The sequence below is a fragment of the Pedobacter cryophilus genome (assembly GCF_005116455.1).
GTDB classification, from domain to species: domain Bacteria; phylum Bacteroidota; class Bacteroidia; order Sphingobacteriales; family Sphingobacteriaceae; genus Pseudopedobacter; species Pseudopedobacter cryophilum.
On sequence record NZ_SWBP01000002.1, the window covers coordinates 734,040 to 753,649 of the forward strand.

A 19,610-nucleotide genomic window follows, 5' to 3' on the forward strand; every position below is an offset into this window, starting at 1 on the left:
ATTCTTTAGAATAAGTCTAAATAAACTTAACTTGCGAGCAAAGGTATATTTTACAGATTTTTATAAATGACAGCATACGGAGAATTAGTAACGCAAAAGGAAAATTTTTCGCCGGTTTACCTTTTAATTCCTGCTCAACAGCAAGAAAACAGCGTTATTGCTGTCGCTCAAGACAATATTTCTGATGCCACACAACAAGTTTGGGAGCAATTGAACGAAGCTGAGTTTGCTTTAGTTTTTCAAGATTTTTTTGTGAAGCGTACAACACATCAAAATTTATTAAATACAGAAAAGACTTTTAGGGCAGTAAATCGCATTGCTATTATGCAATTTTGTTTGGAGGGAAACTGCGAATGTCAACTAGATTTTCTTAAACAAAAAGTGAAAATTTTAGACGGAGAGCATAATATTTTTTGCCTTCCGACTGATGAAGTCTTTCATTTTTCTAACTCTGCAAATTTTAATTCTATTACCATTTACCTTGATCACCTGTTTTTGTTAAAATACATTCCGGTAAATCATTTTTTGATAGAGAAAATGGAATCGGCGCAAAGCAATAGCTTGTACGATAGAAATTTAGCTATTAAGCCTAAAATGCAAAGTGTGCTTAACGATATTATTAATTGTGAGTTTGATGGGCATTTAAGAAAACTATACCTACAAGCTAAAATTATAGAACTTTTTAGCTTACAGCTCTCGCAATATGAAAAGAGTGAAGATGATGATAAAGTACATTTAAAAGAATCTGACAGAGAAAAAATGTTATTGGTGAAAAATTTAATCAGTAATAATTTTGAAGAAAGCTATTCATTAAGTCATTTAGCCCGATTAGTAGGTACCAATGAGCAATATTTGAAAAAGCATTTTAAAATAATGTTTGGACAAACAGTTTTTGGATACATTTTATCTTGCAAAATGGAAAAAGCGAAGCAAATGCTTTTAACCGGAGAGTATAAAATTGTTGAAATAGCGGCTTTTGTAGGTTATAAACACGCTACCCATTTTACTACTGCTTTCAAGAAGTTTTTTGGTTATCCTCCTCAAAAAATAAAGGGAGAGTAGATTATCGCTTTAGGTAAAGCACCAAATACCTTTTAACAGAGGATTAAGCTGGTATAAAAAAAAGCCGCTTTTGGGCGGCATTTCTTCTACATCTATTTCAATATTTAAGGTAAAACTATATAGTTTTAAACGATAAATTAATTCCTTGTAATTTTAATTCCAACTCAGCTAATTCTTTTAAAAACTGCTCAGATAAATCTTTTTTCATACTCAGCATGGTTGGTAATAAATTTCGGTAATAGCTAATTCCGTTTTGTAATTGATCTTTAAAGCTGTTGTAATATTTCTCTTTCTTGGCGCTCATATCCAAAATATTAATGCTGATATCCTTTTTTAAATAATCTAAATACAATTTTAGCTCATTGATAAAAACATGCGAACGATTAACACCTTCTAAAAGGTTGAGTTTACCATAAATATGTTTTACCATCTCATCTAAAGAATAAGTGCCAGAAAAATAAGCCAAATTTGGGCCTGGGCAAATGGTTACCGCTTTACTTTCTTTGGCTTTTAGCATATTGTTTTTTAAATAGAAAGAACTTACCAAGCCTTCGCAAAGGCAAACTTTTTCTGTGATTTGGTCAAACTTTTCTTGGTACTCTTTTTCTGCTAAGCCTTTTTGCTTTAACTCTTTAATTTTTAGGTTTTGATATTCTCTAGAAGCCAGGCAAATAGGTTTTGCGGTAAATTCTGTATTAGAAACCAAGAATTTTTTAGTGCAGGGGCTACCAGGGCGGTTTTTTGCAATTCTTTCTAAACGCTGTTTTTCGCCAGTACTTTTTCTAAAATTATTAAATGGAATTCCTAGTGGAGAGGAAGCGCTTATGTAGAAATCATCTGAGGTGGCAGTAGTTAAATCATGTAAAGTATTTTCATCAACAGCGGTAGCTTCGGGCACTAATAAAAATGGGCTTCCCCAGCCTGTGGCATCTAAGTGGTAATTTTGTAATAAGAATTGGTTTTCTTCGGCAGTTCCAATGCCGCCTTGTACGCTAATTTTTGTTAGTGGTGGGCTGCTAATACTTAAACCTTTATTTTGGATTGCATTTTGGTACATCACAAAAAGCTCAGCAATCATATCCAATTTTTTGGTTTTAAATTCCTCTAAAATTGGTCCCAACAAATAACCTTCGGTAGCAAAAGCATGGCCGCCACAGTTTAAGCCAGATTCTATTCTGAATTCTGAAACCCAAACTCCTTTTTTTGCTAAAAACTTAGCTTGTATGAGTGCTGATCTAAAATCAGAAACTTTTAAAATTACTTTCTTTTTAATTTCATGATTTTCATCAGGAAGGAAATCTTTAAAAATCTCTAAATAGCTATACAACCGAGGATTCATCCCGGCAGAAAGGATAACGGAGGTATGTAAATTGCTCATTGCAAAGCCTCTTAAAGCGGCAAGTGCATCGGTATAAATATCATCTAAATTTTCGCCTTCACTATTACAGTTCATTTTATCAACTTTAGACATAATATTTACATCTATAGCACCTTTTTGTAAGCTATTGCGTAATTCTTGTTGCAAGTTATTTTTTAAGTTAACATCATCAACGGTTAACATTTTATCATAAAGTAATCTAAGGTCGGCGTTTTGGGGTAATAGCTCAAAATAGCGGGTAATTTCAGAACCAGGTTCAAAAGCTGTTAGTTTTAATGCCTCAAATTGCTGGTTTACCAAAGTATCCATCATATTTAAATAAACTGTAATTCTTTTTGCCCTACTATCATGTTCATTTGCCGAGATAGGAATAAAAATTTCGTTATTTTTTTCGGTGTAAAATTGTCTGATTCTTTCTACTGCCACATCATCTACAATAGAAGAAACCGATGAAATACCGTAGCGAGCCACCTTTAAAGGAGTGTCTATAGAATAAGCAAGACCAAGTACTGGGATGTGAAATGTATGATTCATAATATTTTTTTCCTTCTCGAAGTAAGCGGAATTTAGGGGAATAAAATATGACAGAGATCATTATTTAAAATAGTAGAAATCAGAAAACGTTAAAAAATTTGCTTTTTTGTAGTCGATAAAAATACGTGTCTATGGTCATTTTTATAAATGATGGCAGACACATCAAATCGTATAAATTTTATTCAATTTAGCGGGAATATTAATTTGTGGGGATGCTTTTTAACAGATACATCTCCATTTAATTAATTAAAATCAAACCATTAAATATTTTAATACATGAAGAAAATGTTGTTTTCTGGAGTAATAGCTGGTATGTTATTATTCTTTATCAGTTACGGAGGATTATTTTTAGCGATCAAATTTTTTCCAAATCTTTTTGCAGACTATAATAACCCTCTCTTTAATTCAGACGGCGACAGAGATTTTCTTTTTTACACCCACGCTTTTGTTATTAGTATGGCTTTATCATGGTTTTGGGAACGTTTTAAAGGATTGTTTAAAGGTGTTTTTATTATTAGAGGATTAGAATTTGGCTTTGTTTACGCAATGGTAGCCTTGGTGCCTGTAATGTGGATCACTTTTAGCGCCCTAGATGTTACCGTTTTAATGGTATTAACCTGGCTTATTTATGGTTTTGTACAAGCCGTTATTGCAGGAATTATTTTTGCAATTATGAATCCTTAATTAAAAAAAGATTTGACAACTCTCTTGCCAGTCTTATGAGAGAGTTGACAAATCTGAAAACAAGCCATTTCAAATCGTATTTCAATCTAAAAATTTCCTATTTAGGTAAGAATGTGGGAAAGATTTGACAACTCTCTTGCCAGTCTTATGAGAGAGTTGACAAATCTGAAAACAAGCCATTTTAAATCGTATTTCAATCTAAAAATTTCCTATTTAGGTAAGAATGTGGGAAAGATTTGACAACTCTCTTGCTAGCCTTATGAGAGAGTTGTCAAATCTGAAAACAAGCTATTTCAACCAAGATTTCTATTTTAAATCTGATAACCAAGCATTCTAAGCAGGTTTCAAATCAAAATATGAGTAAGATTCTTCACAAAAAGTTTATCATGTAAGATTTTGTTTCATCTTTAATCTAAAAGGTTTTTAATCCTTACAGGCTATTTTAAGAATAATAGGAGAGGGTTTGGTAGAATCATCAGAAATTTTAACAGCTTAAGGAAAAGCTAATAATTAAGGTTTTTCAGTTGAAGATGAAATTCAATATTCAGCAAATTGTTTGTTTGTATCATACCTCCTAATTTTCTTGGCGGTACAAGGTTAAAATCTGTAAAATTCACATTTCTATTTCCTATTAAGTGAATTATTTGTTGAGCATCTTTGTAAATTTTATAATCTACTTGTATGAGCTTAGTTTTATTGGCCAATTCTATTTCTACCCAACCTTTAATTAATTCATGATGCGTTAATAATACTGGCAATCTACTTAGGTTAATAAAACGGATGTACAACTTAGGGAATTCTTTTGCTTTTAATGTTTTACGTAAATCGGCAGTCATCATAGGGTGGTGGCAGTCAAAATTTTGAACATTTAAGCCTATTTCTCCATTTAAAGAAATAGAAGTATCGCTAGGTTTTATTTTTACTACGGTAATGGTATCAGGGGTAGCGTAGTTTGAGATTACGCAACTAAAAGTATTTACGTTGGTGCTTCCTTTTACCTGTAAAGATCCATTTTTAGAAATCACCCATCTGGTTACCTTTGGGGCATCTAAAAAAGAGAGGGAAAATAATCCTGATAAAGAAATCATCAAAATCATCACTAAAAAAATCTTTTTACAGGGCATTATCTGTGGCGTTTATACAGTAAAAAGTCGGGTTGCTATTATAGCAACCCGACTTTTAAATTAATCACTAAAATCCTACTACGGCTTGTATTACGTAGCCATTAAATTTACCACCACTTCTGTAATCAGCGTTAGCAAAGTCTTTGTATTTTTGGTTTACAATTTCTGCTTTTAATAAAACATTTCTAGTTACAAACCAACCTCCAGCAAAGGTTACTCTATCAATAGTGACATCATTTGTTACACCAGCTAAGGCAGAAGTAACGGTGTTGTATTTAGCACCTAAGAATAAGTTTTCTTCTTTACCAAAACGGTAAACACCATCTATTGCAAATTGAGATGCTTTTCTTTCGTTAGTTTCTGTTTTGCTTCTACCTTCGGCAGCTTCGTAAGTACCAAATAATTCAAAACCAGATACTTTAATGAAAGCATTTAATTGAATAGTACTTATTTTTTTAGTAAAACCTGGGTTAAAACGTCCTGAAAATGCATTTGCAGCATAAGTTCCGCCAGCTTTTTCCATAGCCATAAAGTAGTTAGAGCCGGTACGGTCGCCACCAAATAAAGTGTTTGAGCCAGAGCTTTTGTTAGTGTAGTAAGAAGCAGCAAGACGAAATCTTACAAGATCATTAATTTGTTTGTCATAAGCGCCTTTCAAATAAATTGAAGGAGATTTATGAGTATTAGCATCTTGAGCAGTGGCTACCAAACTATCAATATTCCCTTTAATCATTCCATTAGAAGCACCAATCATTCCTGTAAAACCATTTTTGCGGATATAAATTTCACCACCAATTTCTGTTGTAAATTCATCCATAATGTTGTTTTCTACAAAAGGATTGTAAAGTGTATGGCCACCGTCTGAACGTCTTAAATGAGCATCGCCATAGTTAATTTCCATGTGTCCAACTTTAATGGTAGTAATTTTCATTAAATCTTCCCAAAATGCGCCTTTAAATGGAAGTTTATCAAATTGGATATAACCACCTTTTACCCAAGTTTCATTATGGTGACGAGAAGATAGGTAACTGGTTAAGTTTAAGCGAATACCATCTGCCAATTGCACATCCATAAAAAGATTTGCATTTGCAGTATTAAAACCCGGAGAGATAGCATAAAGCTTGTTGGCCGGTAATGTTGAAGTATTAGAATGTTCTAAATTTTGAAAAGACTGAGTAAATCCTGCTCCAAAACGAACTGCAAGTCCGTTAAAAGTGGCATCTGTATCTTTTGGCGCCTCAAACACGTTAATGCCTGATTTGTCATAAGGACGCAAATTTGCTATTTTGGTTTTTGTAGTGTCTTGAGCTTGAATAAGCATTGGGCACAACATTGTGCTTAATATTATAGCACTTTTAAAAAAGGTAGTAATTTGAGTTTTCATGATCTTGTGATTTAATTTATGTATTGTTAAGGTTTAATCTTTGAATTTTAAATTGAAATTGATACTTACATCATCAGCTACTTTTAAAGCACCTAACATAAAGCTTGGAGGTTTTACCCCGTAATCGCTCATTTTTAATTTTTCTGTACCGGTACAGCTAATGGTTTTATCTGCATTTTGTACTGCATTAGCTAGCAACATTACATCTTTAGTTACACCGGCAATTTGTAACTTACCGTAAGCTTTTATTTGATAGTTATTGCCTTGTGTAGGGGCAACAGTAGCCGAAGTCATTTTAAAAGAAATGGTGGTGTACTTTTCAGCATTTAAAGCTTTATGAGCCCTAGTGTTTAAAAGTTCTTCGTCACTTTTAAGATCTTTCACTTGCATGGTAAAAGAAAATCCGCTTAAATCATTAAGTTTTCCATCTTTAAAAGTAAAAGCTGCCTGAGAAGATAATTTCTCATTACTCATATTCCATTTGTGAATGTTTGAATTTCCTAAAACCTTAACAGTTGAGGTTTGTGGGATAGACTGGTAACTGGTTTTTTGTGCATTTGCACTTAAAGAAGTTAAGCTTGCTGCAAAAAAAGAGGCAGCTACTAATATTTTTTTAGAATGATTTAAAACTGTTGTTGGATAATATTTTGAGGTTTTCATTTCTTTTTGAATTAATTAAATACTGTTTTATTTATACATCAAAAGTATAGTCTGGTGTAGAGTTAGAAAATGATAGCGCACCACATAAAAAGTGACTTGAAGCAGTATTTTTAGTTTAGATAGAGCGAACTGAATTTTACGTACCTGTTTTAGAGTTTAAAGGCAATAAATGATGATTTTAGGAGCATTAAGTTTAAGTCTTATGAATTAAAATCACTTTGCTGTCTTTAAGTAAAATTAATTGAGATAAATTAGCAGCAATGGAAAGACAAGCACTGTTAAAGGCTATTGTAGAAAATGCGATAGACGGAATTATCACCATTGATTCTAGCGGATTAATTGAATCTATTAATCCATCAGGATGCGAATTATTTGGCTATACTCCTGATGAACTTTTAGGTAGAAACATTTCGTTTTTAATGCCAGAGCCAGATCATTCCAAACATGATGCTTATTTAAAAAGATACCAGGCAACCAGAGAGCCACATATTATAGGTACCGGAAGAGAAGTAAAAGGGAAAAAGAAAAACGGTTCTGTTTTTCCTTTTAGGCTGGCGGTTAGTGAAGTGCAATATGACGGGCGTATTATTTATACAGGCTTTATTCATGATCTTACCCGAGAAAAAGACGCCGAAGAACAACTTAAACAATACACCAATAAATTAGAACAATTGGTGCAGGATAGAACGCAGGAATTAGAATCTCTCATTCTTCTTATTCAAGAAGCTAAAGAAGAAGTAAGTATTTCTTTAGAAAAAGAAAAAGAGTTAAACCAAATGAAAAGTAGGTTTGTTTCTATGGCTTCGCATGAATTTAGAACTCCACTAAGTTCTATTCAACTTTCGGCTTCGTTAATTAGTAAATATGCCGAAGATTATCAGCATCCAGGGATAAGTAAGCATGTCAATAAAATAAAAAACTCTATTGGCAACCTCACCACCATACTTAATGATTTTTTATCATTAGAAAGATTAGAGGCCGGTGTAATTACTTCACAATTTGCAATTTTTGATTTAGTAAAGTTTTCTGAAGAAATAACAGAAGAAATGCAAATGGTGGCCAAGCAAAATCAAAACATCATTTATCAGCATACTGGTACTACCAGCGTGGTTAATAATGATGCGGGTTTGCTAAAAAACTGTATCATTAATTTAATTTCTAATGCTATAAAATACTCGGGAGAAAATACCTTTATAGAGTTTAGTACAGAAATTAACGAGAATAATTTTTTAATCACTATTAAAGATAATGGAATTGGGATTCCTTTAAGCGAGCAAAAACAGCTTTTCGAACCGTTTTTTAGAGCTCATAATACAGGCAGTATTCCCGGCACAGGTTTAGGCCTTAATATTGTAAACCGATATATGAAACTAATGGCTGGTGAAATTGAATTTGAAAGTGCAGAAAATAATGGAACAAAATTTACTTTAATCTTTAACCTATAAATATGAATAGCAAAATACTAATTATAGAAGATAACGAAGATATTAGAGAAAGTACTGCCGAAATTTTAGGCTTAGCAGGATATGATGTGATTACTGCCGAGAACGGGAAAATAGGAGTAGAGTTGGCGCAGCAGCAATTACCCAATTTAATTATTTGTGATATCATGATGTCTGAGTTAGACGGTTATGGCGTACTTTATCTTTTAAGTAAAAATCCCGAAACAGCAATTATTCCTTTTATATTTTTAACTGCCAAAGCAGAGCGAATAGACATGCGAAAAGGAATGGAAATGGGTGCCGATGATTATTTAACAAAGCCTTTTGATGATATTGAGCTATTAAATTCTATAGAAAGCCGATTAAATAAAAAAAATAAGCAAAAAGATTTTTACTCTAAAGGCTTAAAACACCTTGACGAGTTGGTTAATAAAACAGACGGATCTGAAGCGCTTAGAAACTTAGTGGCCCTTAAAAAAGTAAGGAATGTAAAAAAAGGTCAAATTATATATTATGATGGTGATGCTGCCCAAGGTTTATACCTGGTATTAAGCGGTAAAATTAAAGTGGCTAAGTTAAGTGAAGACGGACGAGAATTTTTAACAGGCATTTATCATGAAGATGAATATTTTGGTATTCATGATGCATTAGTAAGTAAAATGCATACCGAAAGTGCCGCAGCAATGGAAGATAGCAGCATTTGTTTATTACACAAAGATCAGGTTGATGATATTTTGAACAAACATGCAGTTTTAGCTATGCAATTTATTCACCTGCTTTCTACCAATTTAAAAGAAAAAGAAGAGCAGCTGGTACAGTTGGCCTATCATTCTGTACGTAAACGATTGGCCGAAACTTTAATTCGAATTAAAGAAATTAACAATCATCATGTTTTTAAAATCTCCCGAGATGATTTGGCCGCAATGGCTGGCATGGCAACAGAAACCGTAAGCCGTACTTTAAGTGATTTTAAAGAAGAAAACCTGATAGAAAAGAAGGGGAGTGAAATACACATTATTAATGCTGAAAAATTGACGAATATGAAAAACTGACATGTATCACTTTTCTGACTGATAAACCTCACTTGAATTTTAAGCTTTCCACAATAGTTTTGTTGAGATTAAAGCTTAAGAAAACATGAAAGTAGTGGAGTACAGCACCCGGCCTTTTGAAAAGGAATCGTTAGCAAAAGCTAATCATAAAAAGCATGATATCACTTTGATATCTAATTCATTATCAGAAGAAACAACTTTTTATGCCCAAGGTAAAGATGCCGTTATTGTTTCTGTTAGAGATACTGTATCGGCACCTGTAATTAATAAATTAGCCAGCTACGGCGTAAAATACATCACCACCAGATCTTACTCTACCGCTCATATTGATACCGTTGCAGCCAAAGCAGCTCATATTAAAATTGCACATCTTCCAGAAAACTATCTTTATGGCATTGTAGAACATGCTTTATCTTTAGTAATAGCCTTAAATACCAAATTTATTTTATCTCCAGATTCTTTAAAAATATCGGATAACTCGCCCGAAAAAAATATTTTTGAATCTGTAGTGGGCATCATTGGAATGGGCGATTTTGGACAGGTAACAGCCAATGTCTTTGAATCCTTCGGTTATAAAGTCATCTATCATGATATTCAAAATAGTTCCTCAATAAGTTTAGATCAACTTTATGCTACCGCAGATATTATTTCCCTACATATTCCTCTTAATGAGCAAACTAAACACATCATCAATAGTGATAGTTTAGCCAAAATGAAAGATGGCGTAATGCTAATTAATACTTCTAAAGGTGATTTGGTACAACTTACTGATGTATTGGCGGCGCTTAATAAAGGGAAATTAGGCTTTTTAGGAATGGATGTTTACGATAGAGAATTTCCTAAAGCTCAGGATAAATACGATGCCGAAACTTTAAAGAATCCGGTTTTACAAGAATTAATGGTCCATCCACATGCTCTCATTATTCCTTACCAAGAGTTTTTAACGTCAGAAATATTACAGGAAATTGCCGAAGAAACCATTCATAATTTAGATCAATGGCAGGTAAATAAGTGCTTAGGCAAGGCTTGCAGTTGCGCTAAAGATTGCAAGGTAGAAAATGTAGCTCCTGTAAATAGTCAAGAAAAAAAGTTGTGAATTATATCGAAATCATCAAAAAATATACAGTTCCAGTTCCCAGATACACCAGTTATCCTACCGTTCCGTATTGGGAGAGTAAAGATTTTAGTGTAGCCAAATGGACAATTGCAGTAAGTAGTGCTTTTGAAGAAAGTAACCAAAATAGCGGTATAAGCTTATACATCCATTTACCTTATTGTGAGAGCCTTTGTACTTATTGCGGCTGCAATACTCGAATTACTAAAAATCACGAGGTAGAGAAGCCTTATATTAAAGCAGTAGCCAAAGAATGGCAGCTTTATAAAAAACTGTTTAAAAGCACTCCAAAAATAAAAGAACTGCATTTAGGAGGAGGAACACCCACGTTTTTTAGTCCGGCACATTTAAAAGCTTTAATTGAAGATATTTTAGAAGGGTGTGAATTACACCCTGATGCCGAGTTTAGTTTTGAAGCGCACCCAGGCAACACCTCCAAAGAGCATCTAGTTACTTTATACCAATTAGGTTTTAAACGTTTGAGTTTAGGTATTCAAGATTTTGATATTAAAGTACAGCAAATTATTAACCGCATACAAAGCGAAGAAGAGGTACTAACGGTAACCAACCAAGCCCGAGCTTTAGGTTACCATTCTATAAATTACGATCTCATTTATGGTTTGCCTTTACAAACGGTTGAAGGTTTAGTGGCTACAATGAATAAAGTAATTGCTTTGCAGCCAGATAGAATAGCTTTTTATAATTACGCCCATGTGCCTTGGGTAAAACCAGGTCAGCGGATGTTTACCGAGCAAGATTTACCAAATGCAGAAGCTAAGCAGTTGTTATATGAAGTGGGTAGAAACTTATTAATTGCCCACGGATACAAAGAAATTGGGATGGATCATTTTGCATTAATAGCTGATAGTTTATATAAAGCGCAAATTGAAGGCAATTTACATCGTAATTTTATGGGCTATACCCATCAATACACCCAATTAATGATTGGTTTAGGCGTTTCTTCCATAAGCGATACTTGGTTTGCTTTTGCACAAAATGTTAAAAAGGTAGAAGAATACTTGGCATTAATTGATAAAGGAGAATTACCTGTTTTTAGAGGTCATTTTTTAAATGAGGATGATTTAATCATCAGAAAGCATATTCTTAACATCATGTGTAAAGGAGAAACAAGTTGGGATAAACTGGATTTACTGAATGATGATTTTAAAGAAGGATTACAGCGTTTAGAGGAATTAGAAAAAGATAAATTAATTATTCGTGGAGATTATTCCTTAAAAGTAACTGCCGCCGGAGAACGTTTTCTAAGAAATATTTGCGCTGCATTTGATGCCAGATTATGGGCTAAAGAACCAGAAAAACAGGTTTTTAGTATGGGGTAATCAGTTGTTAGTTAGTTAGTTAGTTAGTTAGTTAGTTAGTTAGTTAGTTAGTTAGTTAGTTAGTTAGTTAGTTAGTTAGTTAGTTAGTTAGTTAGTTAGTTAGTTAGTTAGTTTTATTTGGGCATTTTAACACGCTTTCCGCTAAATCTTTTGGCAGAAAAGCCAAAAGGATATCGCTTCAATCGTTAATGCTTTAAAAGTCAGAAGCTTTTTAAGCTGCCACCAATAACTGCGGTATTCGGTCATCGGACAGCCGACTCCTAGCCAACAATACAAGTAACCACCCAAACTACGGTCATCGGTCATCGGACTTAAAAATTCCTAGCCAACAATACAAGTAGCCACCAATAACTGCGGACTAAAAACTGCCGACTTCTAATGACAAATCACCCCAGCATCAGCTATAGCTGGACTTAAAAAAGGAATTCCTAAATTTAATCCTCTAAAAATAAACCAAACGCCTAAAAAGATGGTGAGAATAGGTAATATTCTGTTGATTTGATAGCGTACCGATGGTTTTGCGAAATTGAAACCTACCATTGCCGCCAACATTAAAGGCATGGTGCCTAAACCAAAAAAGAACATAAATAAAGAAGATTGCAACGCACTACTGGTATTTACTGCAGTAGCTAAGCCTAAATACACAAAGCCGCAAGGTAAAAAACCGTTTAAAAGCCCTACATAAAAATGACCAGCTTTATTGGCAATGGCTTTTGATAGCAATTTGTTAACGCCATTCACTAAAAATTTGGGGCTGTATATTTCTAGTTTAAATAGGGGTAAAAGCCTTGGTAAAGTGGCTATAATAATTAATATTCCGCTTAAAATGCTAATGCCTTGTTGCAAGCCGGCAATCCATAATTGTTTGCCTATCAAACCAATTAATAATCCTAAAAAGGCATAAGAAATTGCCCTGCCCAAATTGTAAGTTAGTTTTTGGATAATCATTTGCAACTTACTTTGGCTTTTATCTTCTAAGGCAAAGGCCAAAGGCCCACACATGCCCACGCAGTGCAAACTACCTAAAAGACCTAATATGAAAGCAAGTTGCAGGTGGTTCATTGTAAAAATATACTTTTTTCGTAGAGGTAAATTTTTTGGTTATTATTCCATTTTAAAATCATTTTCCATTCCCCGTTTAGCAATTCTTTTCTGTTTATATTAACCTCATTACCAGTAAAATTAATTACTTTATCTTCTTTTTTACTCGAAGGTCTTTTAAAGTTAATTTGCCCAGTTTCGGCAGCTTTAAAAGTAATGCTCAGCACTTCATCATTATAAGAAATGGTGGGCTCGACTTTGTCTGTTATTACTTGTTGCTTTTGCTGATAATCTATATCATAAGCCAAACCTTTTTCGTAATAATCTTTATCAAAACTATCTTCGGCACTTCTAAACATAAGCACCACTAAAATGGTAATAAAGCTCATAAACAATACTAAACCTATTACTAAACCTTTTCCCCAATTCATAAAGTTAATTTACGGGTCCTAAAAAATTTGTTTTCATTTGGTTAATCACTTTCCCGTTTTGTTTCACCAAAAGGGTAATGTTTGTTTTACTTTGTTTAATAGATTTTGCTGGTAGTAAAACGAAGAAAGTCACTTTTACAGTACTCTCTTTTTCTATTTTATTTACAGGTTGTATCCAATTAATTTTAGCCTCTTTGTTATCAGGCACAATATCAATTTTAATTGGATAAGCGGTTTTGTTAATCAGTTCGGCAGTGTATAAATTGCTTACATAACCTCCAGGTTGTTCTTGGTAAAGCATACCGCCAGCTCTTAATAAGGTAATATCAACATCTTTTCTTTGAATTAAGAAATAGGTGAGAATGGCCACCATTAACACAATGATAAGGCTATAAGCTTTCATTCTTACTGTAAATGAAGGCTTAATTTGATGCTTAATCATCTCGTCAGAGTAAAAGCCAATCAAATTTCTAGGTTTATGGATTTTATCCATCACTTGGTCACAAGCATCAATGCAGGCGGTGCAATTCACGCATTCTAGTTGTGTTCCTTTCCTTATATCAATCCCGGTAGGGCAAACAGCCACACATAAATTACAATCTACACAATCGCCTAAATTTTGCTCATTAGCTTTTTTAATTTTTCCTCGGGGCTCGCCACGTAAATAATTATAGGCCACTACTAAAGAGTGTTTATCTAACATTACGCCCTGCAAACGGCCGTATGGGCAGGCAACAATACAAACCAGCTCTCTCATTTGGCTAAAAACCAGGTAAAAAGCTAGCGTGAAAAAGAAAATCCCAATGAAACCTACAATATGTAAAGTAATGGGCTCGGTAATGATTTTAAAAACCTCATCACTTCCAATAATGTAGGCTAAAAAGGTATTAGAAATAAACAAAGAAATAATAACGTATAAGCTATGTTTAAAGGTCTTTTTAATAATTTTATCTTGAGTCCAGGGGCTTTCATCCAGTTTTTTACGGGCTAAAGGTTCGCCTTCTATCCAAACTTCAATTTTTCTGAAAACCATTTCTAAAAAAATAGTTTGCGGACAAATCCATCCACAAAAAATACGTCCAAAAGCAATAGTAAAAAGCACAATACTTATTAAAACTGTAAGCATGGCCAGCACAAATATGAAAAAATCTTGAGGCCAAAATACCTGTCCAAATAAAATGAACTTACGTTCAATAATATTAAACAGCATAAATTGGTGACCGTTTATTTTAATATGCGGAGCAGCAAAAAGGAATATTAAAAGGAAATAACTTACATAGCTGCGATATTTATAAAATGCACCCTTACGCAAAAGCGGGTACAGCCATCTTCTTTTTCCGCTGGCTTCTACAGTACTATGATAGGTGATATCTTCCAAAATATAATAATTAAATGAATGATTTTATCTAAAGTATAATTTAAAATAAAAAATATAAATATCTGATTATTATATATTTAAATTAAAATTTACTGCTCTAATAATTTGAATAAAACCAAGTTATTAGAGCAGAATTTGAAGATGTTAATTATCCTTTAAATTTAATAAGCAATAGGTCTCATCATAAGATGATTAAGATTCTTTATCTCCTTGCGGAGCCTTTGGACTTGGTGGGTTTGTACCTTTTAAAGATTTAATGTAGTTGGCCACATCAGCAATTTGCTTTGGCGAAAGTTGCTTTTCCCAGCTAATCATCCCTTTCTCGGGCACACCATATTTTACCACTTTAAATAAATCGCCTATTTTAGAACCATGTAGCCAATATTCATCTGTAAGGTTTGGACCTACAATTCCTTGACCCTTATCGCCGTGGCAGGCCACACAATTTTGAAGATATATGGCTCCCCCCAATTTTAATTCTTCAGGATCTGTAGATAGTTTTACGCTGTTTTCATCAACTCTATTCGCAGATTTTGCTAAGAACGCTTTCTTATCTACTTCGGCCTGTTTCATTTCTACTACATATTCTTCGTCTTGTAGTTTTCCTAATTTAAAAACGTGGTAGTTTAATAAATAAGTAAAGGCAAATATCACCGAAATATAAAATAACCACATAAACCAAGCAGGAGTAGGGTTATCTAATTCTCTAATCCCATCATACTCATGGTCTATCAACATGTCTTTCTCTTCATGCAATGGTCTTAAAGAAAGTAGTTTCTCCATTAAAGTAACTTTTGGTTTTGAAGGCTCTAAAACATACTCATGTTCGATTAAAGTAACAGTTTCTGTTTCTTTAGGTAATAATAAGGAAGCCAGTACTTTAAAAGTATTTAGTAAAGTGAAGCAAACAATTGCAATTAAAATTAACATCACTAAAATTGCAATAAGTGCAACGTTATTCATGAGTTCTCCATTGCCGGCATAACTTACCTGAGTGCTACCAGCCAATAATATTGCGATGATTAATGTTTTACGTGTTTTCATGCTGGTTAATTAATTATGGTCTTCAAATTCTGTATTTAAAGGAATGCTGCTCATGTAGTTTACATGGGTTTTCTTCATCCTAATTAATACAACTGTAGCTACTATAAAAAACACAAAGAAGATGAGCAAAGAGAATAGCATGTAAACTTCATTGCCATTTAAATTATTTATAAACTGCTTAAACATGGTGTGCTCTATTTATTTGTTCTTAATATCTGTTCCTAATCTTTGTAAATAAGCTATTATCGCAATAATCTCTTTATCACTAGATACTTTAATTTTATCAATAGCTAAGTTTGCTGCAATGGCTTTAGACTGCTCATCTACATCGCGGTTGGCTATTGCTGCATAACCGTTTGGATAAGGAACACCTAAGGTTTGCATGGCTCTAATTTTTGCGCCTGTAGTAGTGGTATCTAATTTTTGATCCATTAACCAATCATAAGCTGGCATAATACTTCCCGGCGACATGGTTCTTGGGTCCATCATGTGGTTATAATGCCAAGCATTGCTGTATTTACCACCTTGACGGTGCAAATCTGGTCCGGTACGTTTAGAACCCCACAAAAAAGGGTGATCATAAACAAATTCACCGGCTTTACTGTAATCGCCATAACGTTCAGTTTCTGAGCGGAAAGGTCTCACCGTTTGCGAGTGGCAATTCACACAACCTTCGCGGATGTATAAATCTCTACCATGTAACTCTAGCGGAGAATAAGGTTTAACACTGGCAATGGTAGGCACATTAGAGCTGATAAAGAAAGTAGGAACCATTTCAACCAAGCCTCCAATTAAAATTACAATTAAGCTCAACACCAATAAAGTCATTGGTTTACGCTCTAATCTTCTGTGCCAAAATTCTTTAGGCTCGTCTTTTCCTAATTTCACCAATGGTAAAGCTTCGGCAGCTTCATTACTTACCAATTTACCGGCTTTCATGGTTTTAATCAGGTTATAAGCCATTGCAATTACCCCAATTAAGTACATAGTACCGCCAATAGAGCGCATCACATACATGGGCAAAATTCTTAAAACAGTTTCTAAAAAGTTAGGGTATTTTAATAATCCGTCTTGTGTAAATTCTTTCCACATTAAGCCTTGTGTAAAACCAGCCCAGTATAGCGGAATGGCATAAAACAAGATACCTAAAGTGCCAATCCAAAAGTGAAAGCCAGCCAGTTTTTTAGAGTATAATTCGGTTTTGTAAATTCTTGGAATTAACCAATACAAAACACCAAAAGTTAAAAATCCGTTCCAACCTAAAGCGCCAACATGTACGTGGGCTACAATCCAATCTGTAAAGTGACCAATAGCATTTACTCCTTTTAAAGATAATAAAGGACCTTCAAAAGTAGCCATACCATAAGCGGTTAAGGCAACCACCATAAACTTTAAGGTTACATCATCTCTAACCTTATCCCAAGCGCCACGTAAGGTTAACAAGCCGTTAATCATACCGCCCCAACTTGGTGCAATTAGCATAATAGAAAATGCTACACCTAAAGATTGCGCCCAATCTGGTAAAGAAGTGTACAATAAATGGTGAGGGCCAGCCCATATATAAATGAATATTAAAGCCCAAAAATGCAGTATACTTAACCTGTAAGAATAAATTGGGCGGTTAGCCATTTTAGGTAAAAAGTAATACATCATCCCTAAATAAGGCGTGGTTAAGAAAAACGCAACCGCATTATGCCCATACCACCACTGTACCAAAGCATCTTGTACACCGGCATATAAATAATAACTTTTAAAAGCAGATATGGGTAATTGAAAAGAGTTTACAATATGTAAAACCGCAATGGTAACAAACGTGGCAATGTAAAACCAAATGGCAACATACAAATGGCGTTCTCTTCTTTTAATAATGGCGCCAAACATGTTAATGCCAAAAACCACCCAAATTATAGTAATGGCAATATCTATAGGCCACTCTAATTCAGCGTATTCATGTGAGGTAGTTAAGCCTAAAGGCAAAGTAATTACTGCCGAAACAATAATAAGCTGCCAACCCCAAAAATGTATTTTACTTAATACATCACTATACATACGGGCTTTTACCAGCCTTTGTAAAGAGTAGTAAACCCCCATAAAAATGGCGTTACCTACAAAGGCAAAAATTACCGCGTTGGTGTGTAGCGGTCTTATTCTTCCGTAAGATGTAAATTGATTGCCCAAGTTCATAGAAGGACTAAAAAGCTGTGTGGCTATTAATAAACCCACAGTCATTCCAATAATTCCCCAAACAATGGTGGCAATGGCAAAGTTTCTTACAATTTTGTTGTCGTAATAAAATTTATCAGGCTGCATAATGTTGTGTTAATCCTTTTTTATTTGCCGTAAAAGTATTCCAACTCCCGTGACAATAGAATGACCCAAGGTAGTGTAAAAAGTGACGCATATCACAAAATAGAAAATGAAGAGGATTATAAATTGCTATTTGGAAGTTCCCCAAGCTTGCAGCAAGGGGGCGGGCTTTGCGCTGTATCTTTTTTTGTCACCCTGAGCGGAGTCGAAAGTGTCACCCTGAGCGGAGTCGAAAGTGTCACCCTGAGCGGAGTCGAAAGTGTCACCCTGAGCGGAGTCGAAGGGCGCACAAAAAAAGCCTGCCCGTCCGGTTTAGGCGGGGATGCCGCTTCAATCCCTAACCCAAAACCTAAAATGAGGACTGAAAGTAGTATTTATTAATTGAAATGATTATCTATGTAAGGTGAAAGCAAATTTCTACCCTTTTGCTTTGAAAACGAAAAATTTACAATAAAACATAATTGAAATATATGCGCTAAAGGTAGCGTATAGCAAATAGTTAGCACCAATACTATGACGACAAATTCTATAATTAAAATAACTGCTATTTTGTGTTTATATATAATTTCTTCGTGTACTGAACAACAGAAAAAAATTGAAGAAGCTGAACAAATTCAAGAATTGAAACCTGTTATAAATTTATTGTATGATTCTATTAAATTGAATAGTTTCAAATATTCCGATTTAGTAAAATTCTCAACAGACAGTATTGAATGGGAGAAAAGAAAGGGATTTTATACCAGACTAGACAGTTTAGAATTCTTTCAAGTTTATCAGGACACTAGTGAAAGGTATCTTGCACAAAGCGATAGAAGTATTGATCTTGATTTTTATTATTCAAAACAAAAAAGTAAAAGAAATCTAATTGAAAGAACTTTTTTACAACAAAGGGAATCTGAATATTGTGACAGAATCTTATATCATCTTTACGACTTAAATGGAAAGCTAATAAATAAATTTATTGTTGCAAGTCATTGTGGAGATGGTGGTTATTATGAAAATTCAGAAGGAAAGTTCATAAATGACAGCACTTATGTGCTTTTAACCGAAGACAATTATAAAACTGAAGATACAGTAAAGCAAAATACTATAACTTATACCAAAACGACAACCATAATAAAAAGGAATGGAGAGATAAATCAGAATAAAGAATTAATTAACACCAAAATTGAATAAAGTACTGGTGCTAACCACAAATTTGTATTATAATGGCTGAACTGCTTTACGTTATTTCATCGCAATTAACTAAGTTTATACGGGGCAGACAAGTTTTTGCTTTCTAAGCCATTACAACACAAATTCCCCAACTGGCGCAAGTCTTCCGAGCGTGAGAGAAGAGGGTGAGGGGACTTGTGCTTTACTGTTATTGACAATGAGTACAATAGATGTATTGCAGTAAAAATGAAGGCACAAGTCAGGCCTTGGCTCAAATCCATTTCACTAAGACTTGCGCTAGTGGGGAGCTTTATTAGAATGGAGTTCAATTTTTTATGAGCGTTAACGATGGGAACGGCATCCTTTTTGGTTTTTTCCAAAAAGATATAGTGGACAGCGTGTTAAAACGCCCAAACTATTATTATTAATCGAATTCAGCTTTTTAACCCTTTACTATTAACTCCTCCCACTGTTAAACAT

Annotated in this window: 18 protein-coding genes; 8 read left to right on the plus strand and 10 right to left on the minus strand. The window is 34.0% G+C overall.

Translation table 11 applies throughout. The annotated features are described in order from the left end of the window. Positions 1–66 precede the first annotated feature (66 nt). Positions 67–1,062: a helix-turn-helix domain-containing protein gene (locus FA046_RS08365; protein ID WP_136825925.1), complete on the plus strand. Its 996-nt coding sequence runs from the start codon at positions 67–69 to the stop codon at positions 1,060–1,062. Between the two features lie 115 nt (positions 1,063–1,177). Here the strand turns inward: FA046_RS08365 and FA046_RS08370 are convergent, their stop codons facing one another. Then, on the minus strand, positions 1,178–2,974 hold the full coding sequence (locus FA046_RS08370) for a hypothetical protein (RefSeq protein ID WP_136825926.1): 1,797 nt from the start codon (positions 2,972–2,974) through the stop codon (positions 1,178–1,180). A gap of 276 nt (positions 2,975–3,250) precedes the next feature. Between FA046_RS08370 and FA046_RS08375 the strand changes: the two genes are divergently transcribed. Continuing rightward, positions 3,251–3,658 carry a hypothetical protein gene (locus tag FA046_RS08375; RefSeq protein ID WP_136825927.1) on the plus strand — a complete coding sequence of 136 codons (408 nt, stop codon included), beginning with the start codon at positions 3,251–3,253 and terminating at the stop codon, positions 3,656–3,658. 503 nt (positions 3,659–4,161) lie between these two features. Here FA046_RS08375 and FA046_RS08380 read toward each other — a convergent pair. The 3 genes from FA046_RS08380 to FA046_RS08390 all read right to left on the minus strand — a co-directional run bounded on the left by FA046_RS08380 (position 4,162) and on the right by FA046_RS08390 (position 6,826). Further along, on the minus strand, positions 4,162–4,782 hold the full coding sequence (locus tag FA046_RS08380; protein ID WP_169303331.1) for a YceI family protein: 621 nt from the start codon (positions 4,780–4,782) through the stop codon (positions 4,162–4,164). Positions 4,783–4,849: 67 nt separating this feature from the next. Then, positions 4,850–6,166, minus strand: a complete 1,317-nt coding sequence (locus FA046_RS08385; protein ID WP_136825929.1) for a hypothetical protein — start codon at positions 6,164–6,166, stop codon at positions 4,850–4,852. 33 nt (positions 6,167–6,199) lie between these two features. After that, positions 6,200–6,826: a YceI family protein gene (locus tag FA046_RS08390; protein ID WP_136825930.1), complete on the minus strand. Its 627-nt coding sequence runs from the start codon at positions 6,824–6,826 to the stop codon at positions 6,200–6,202. Between the two features lie 260 nt (positions 6,827–7,086). On the opposite strand from FA046_RS08390, the gene FA046_RS08395 reads away from it, so the two are divergent. From FA046_RS08395 to hemN, 4 genes are all read left to right on the plus strand, one after another. Beyond that, on the plus strand, positions 7,087–8,271 hold the full coding sequence (locus FA046_RS08395) for a PAS domain-containing sensor histidine kinase (RefSeq protein ID WP_136825931.1): 1,185 nt from the start codon (positions 7,087–7,089) through the stop codon (positions 8,269–8,271). A 2-nt stretch (positions 8,272–8,273) separates the two neighbouring features. Continuing rightward, complete coding sequence (locus FA046_RS08400) at positions 8,274–9,320, plus strand: response regulator (protein ID WP_136825932.1); 1,047 nt, start codon at positions 8,274–8,276, stop codon at positions 9,318–9,320. Between the two features lie 85 nt (positions 9,321–9,405). After that, on the plus strand, positions 9,406–10,416 hold the full coding sequence (locus tag FA046_RS08405) for an NAD(P)-dependent oxidoreductase (protein ID WP_136825933.1): 1,011 nt from the start codon (positions 9,406–9,408) through the stop codon (positions 10,414–10,416). Then, on the plus strand, positions 10,413–11,774 hold the full coding sequence (gene hemN / locus FA046_RS08410; protein WP_136825934.1) for an oxygen-independent coproporphyrinogen III oxidase: 1,362 nt from the start codon (positions 10,413–10,415) through the stop codon (positions 11,772–11,774). The genes FA046_RS08405 and hemN overlap by 4 nt, the downstream gene beginning before the upstream one ends. Positions 11,775–12,149: 375 nt before the next feature. Here hemN and FA046_RS08415 read toward each other — a convergent pair whose 3' ends face one another. From FA046_RS08415 to ccoN, 6 genes are all read right to left on the minus strand, one after another. Then, positions 12,150–12,836 (minus strand): sulfite exporter TauE/SafE family protein, encoded by a 687-nt coding sequence (locus FA046_RS08415; protein ID WP_136825935.1) that lies wholly within the window; start codon positions 12,834–12,836, stop codon positions 12,150–12,152. Beyond that, positions 12,833–13,246: a FixH family protein gene (locus tag FA046_RS08420; protein ID WP_136825936.1), complete on the minus strand. Its 414-nt coding sequence runs from the start codon at positions 13,244–13,246 to the stop codon at positions 12,833–12,835. Before FA046_RS08420 ends, FA046_RS08415 begins: the two co-directional genes overlap by 4 nt. A gap of 4 nt (positions 13,247–13,250) precedes the next feature. Continuing rightward, a complete protein-coding gene (gene ccoG / locus FA046_RS08425; RefSeq protein ID WP_136825937.1) occupies positions 13,251–14,624 on the minus strand; it encodes a cytochrome c oxidase accessory protein CcoG in 1,374 nt (457 codons plus the stop codon). 192 nt (positions 14,625–14,816) lie between these two features. Then, on the minus strand, positions 14,817–15,668 hold the full coding sequence (locus FA046_RS08430) for a cbb3-type cytochrome c oxidase N-terminal domain-containing protein (protein WP_136825938.1): 852 nt from the start codon (positions 15,666–15,668) through the stop codon (positions 14,817–14,819). A gap of 9 nt (positions 15,669–15,677) precedes the next feature. Continuing rightward, positions 15,678–15,854, minus strand: coding sequence for a hypothetical protein (locus FA046_RS17245; protein ID WP_169303332.1), 177 nt, complete (start codon positions 15,852–15,854; stop codon positions 15,678–15,680). A 12-nt stretch (positions 15,855–15,866) separates the two neighbouring features. After that, the gene (gene ccoN, locus FA046_RS08435) at positions 15,867–17,978 is read right to left on the minus strand and encodes a cytochrome-c oxidase, cbb3-type subunit I (RefSeq protein WP_136825939.1); all 2,112 of its coding nucleotides are present in this window, start codon (positions 17,976–17,978) and stop codon (positions 15,867–15,869) included. A 60-nt stretch (positions 17,979–18,038) separates the two neighbouring features. Between ccoN and FA046_RS08440 the strand changes: the two genes are divergently transcribed. Both FA046_RS08440 and FA046_RS08445 read left to right on the plus strand, forming a co-directional pair. Next, a complete protein-coding gene (locus FA046_RS08440) occupies positions 18,039–18,356 on the plus strand; it encodes a hypothetical protein (protein ID WP_136825940.1) in 318 nt (105 codons plus the stop codon). A 132-nt stretch (positions 18,357–18,488) separates the two neighbouring features. Further along, complete coding sequence (locus FA046_RS08445; RefSeq protein WP_136825941.1) at positions 18,489–19,151, plus strand: hypothetical protein; 663 nt, start codon at positions 18,489–18,491, stop codon at positions 19,149–19,151. Positions 19,152–19,610 lie beyond the last annotated feature (459 nt).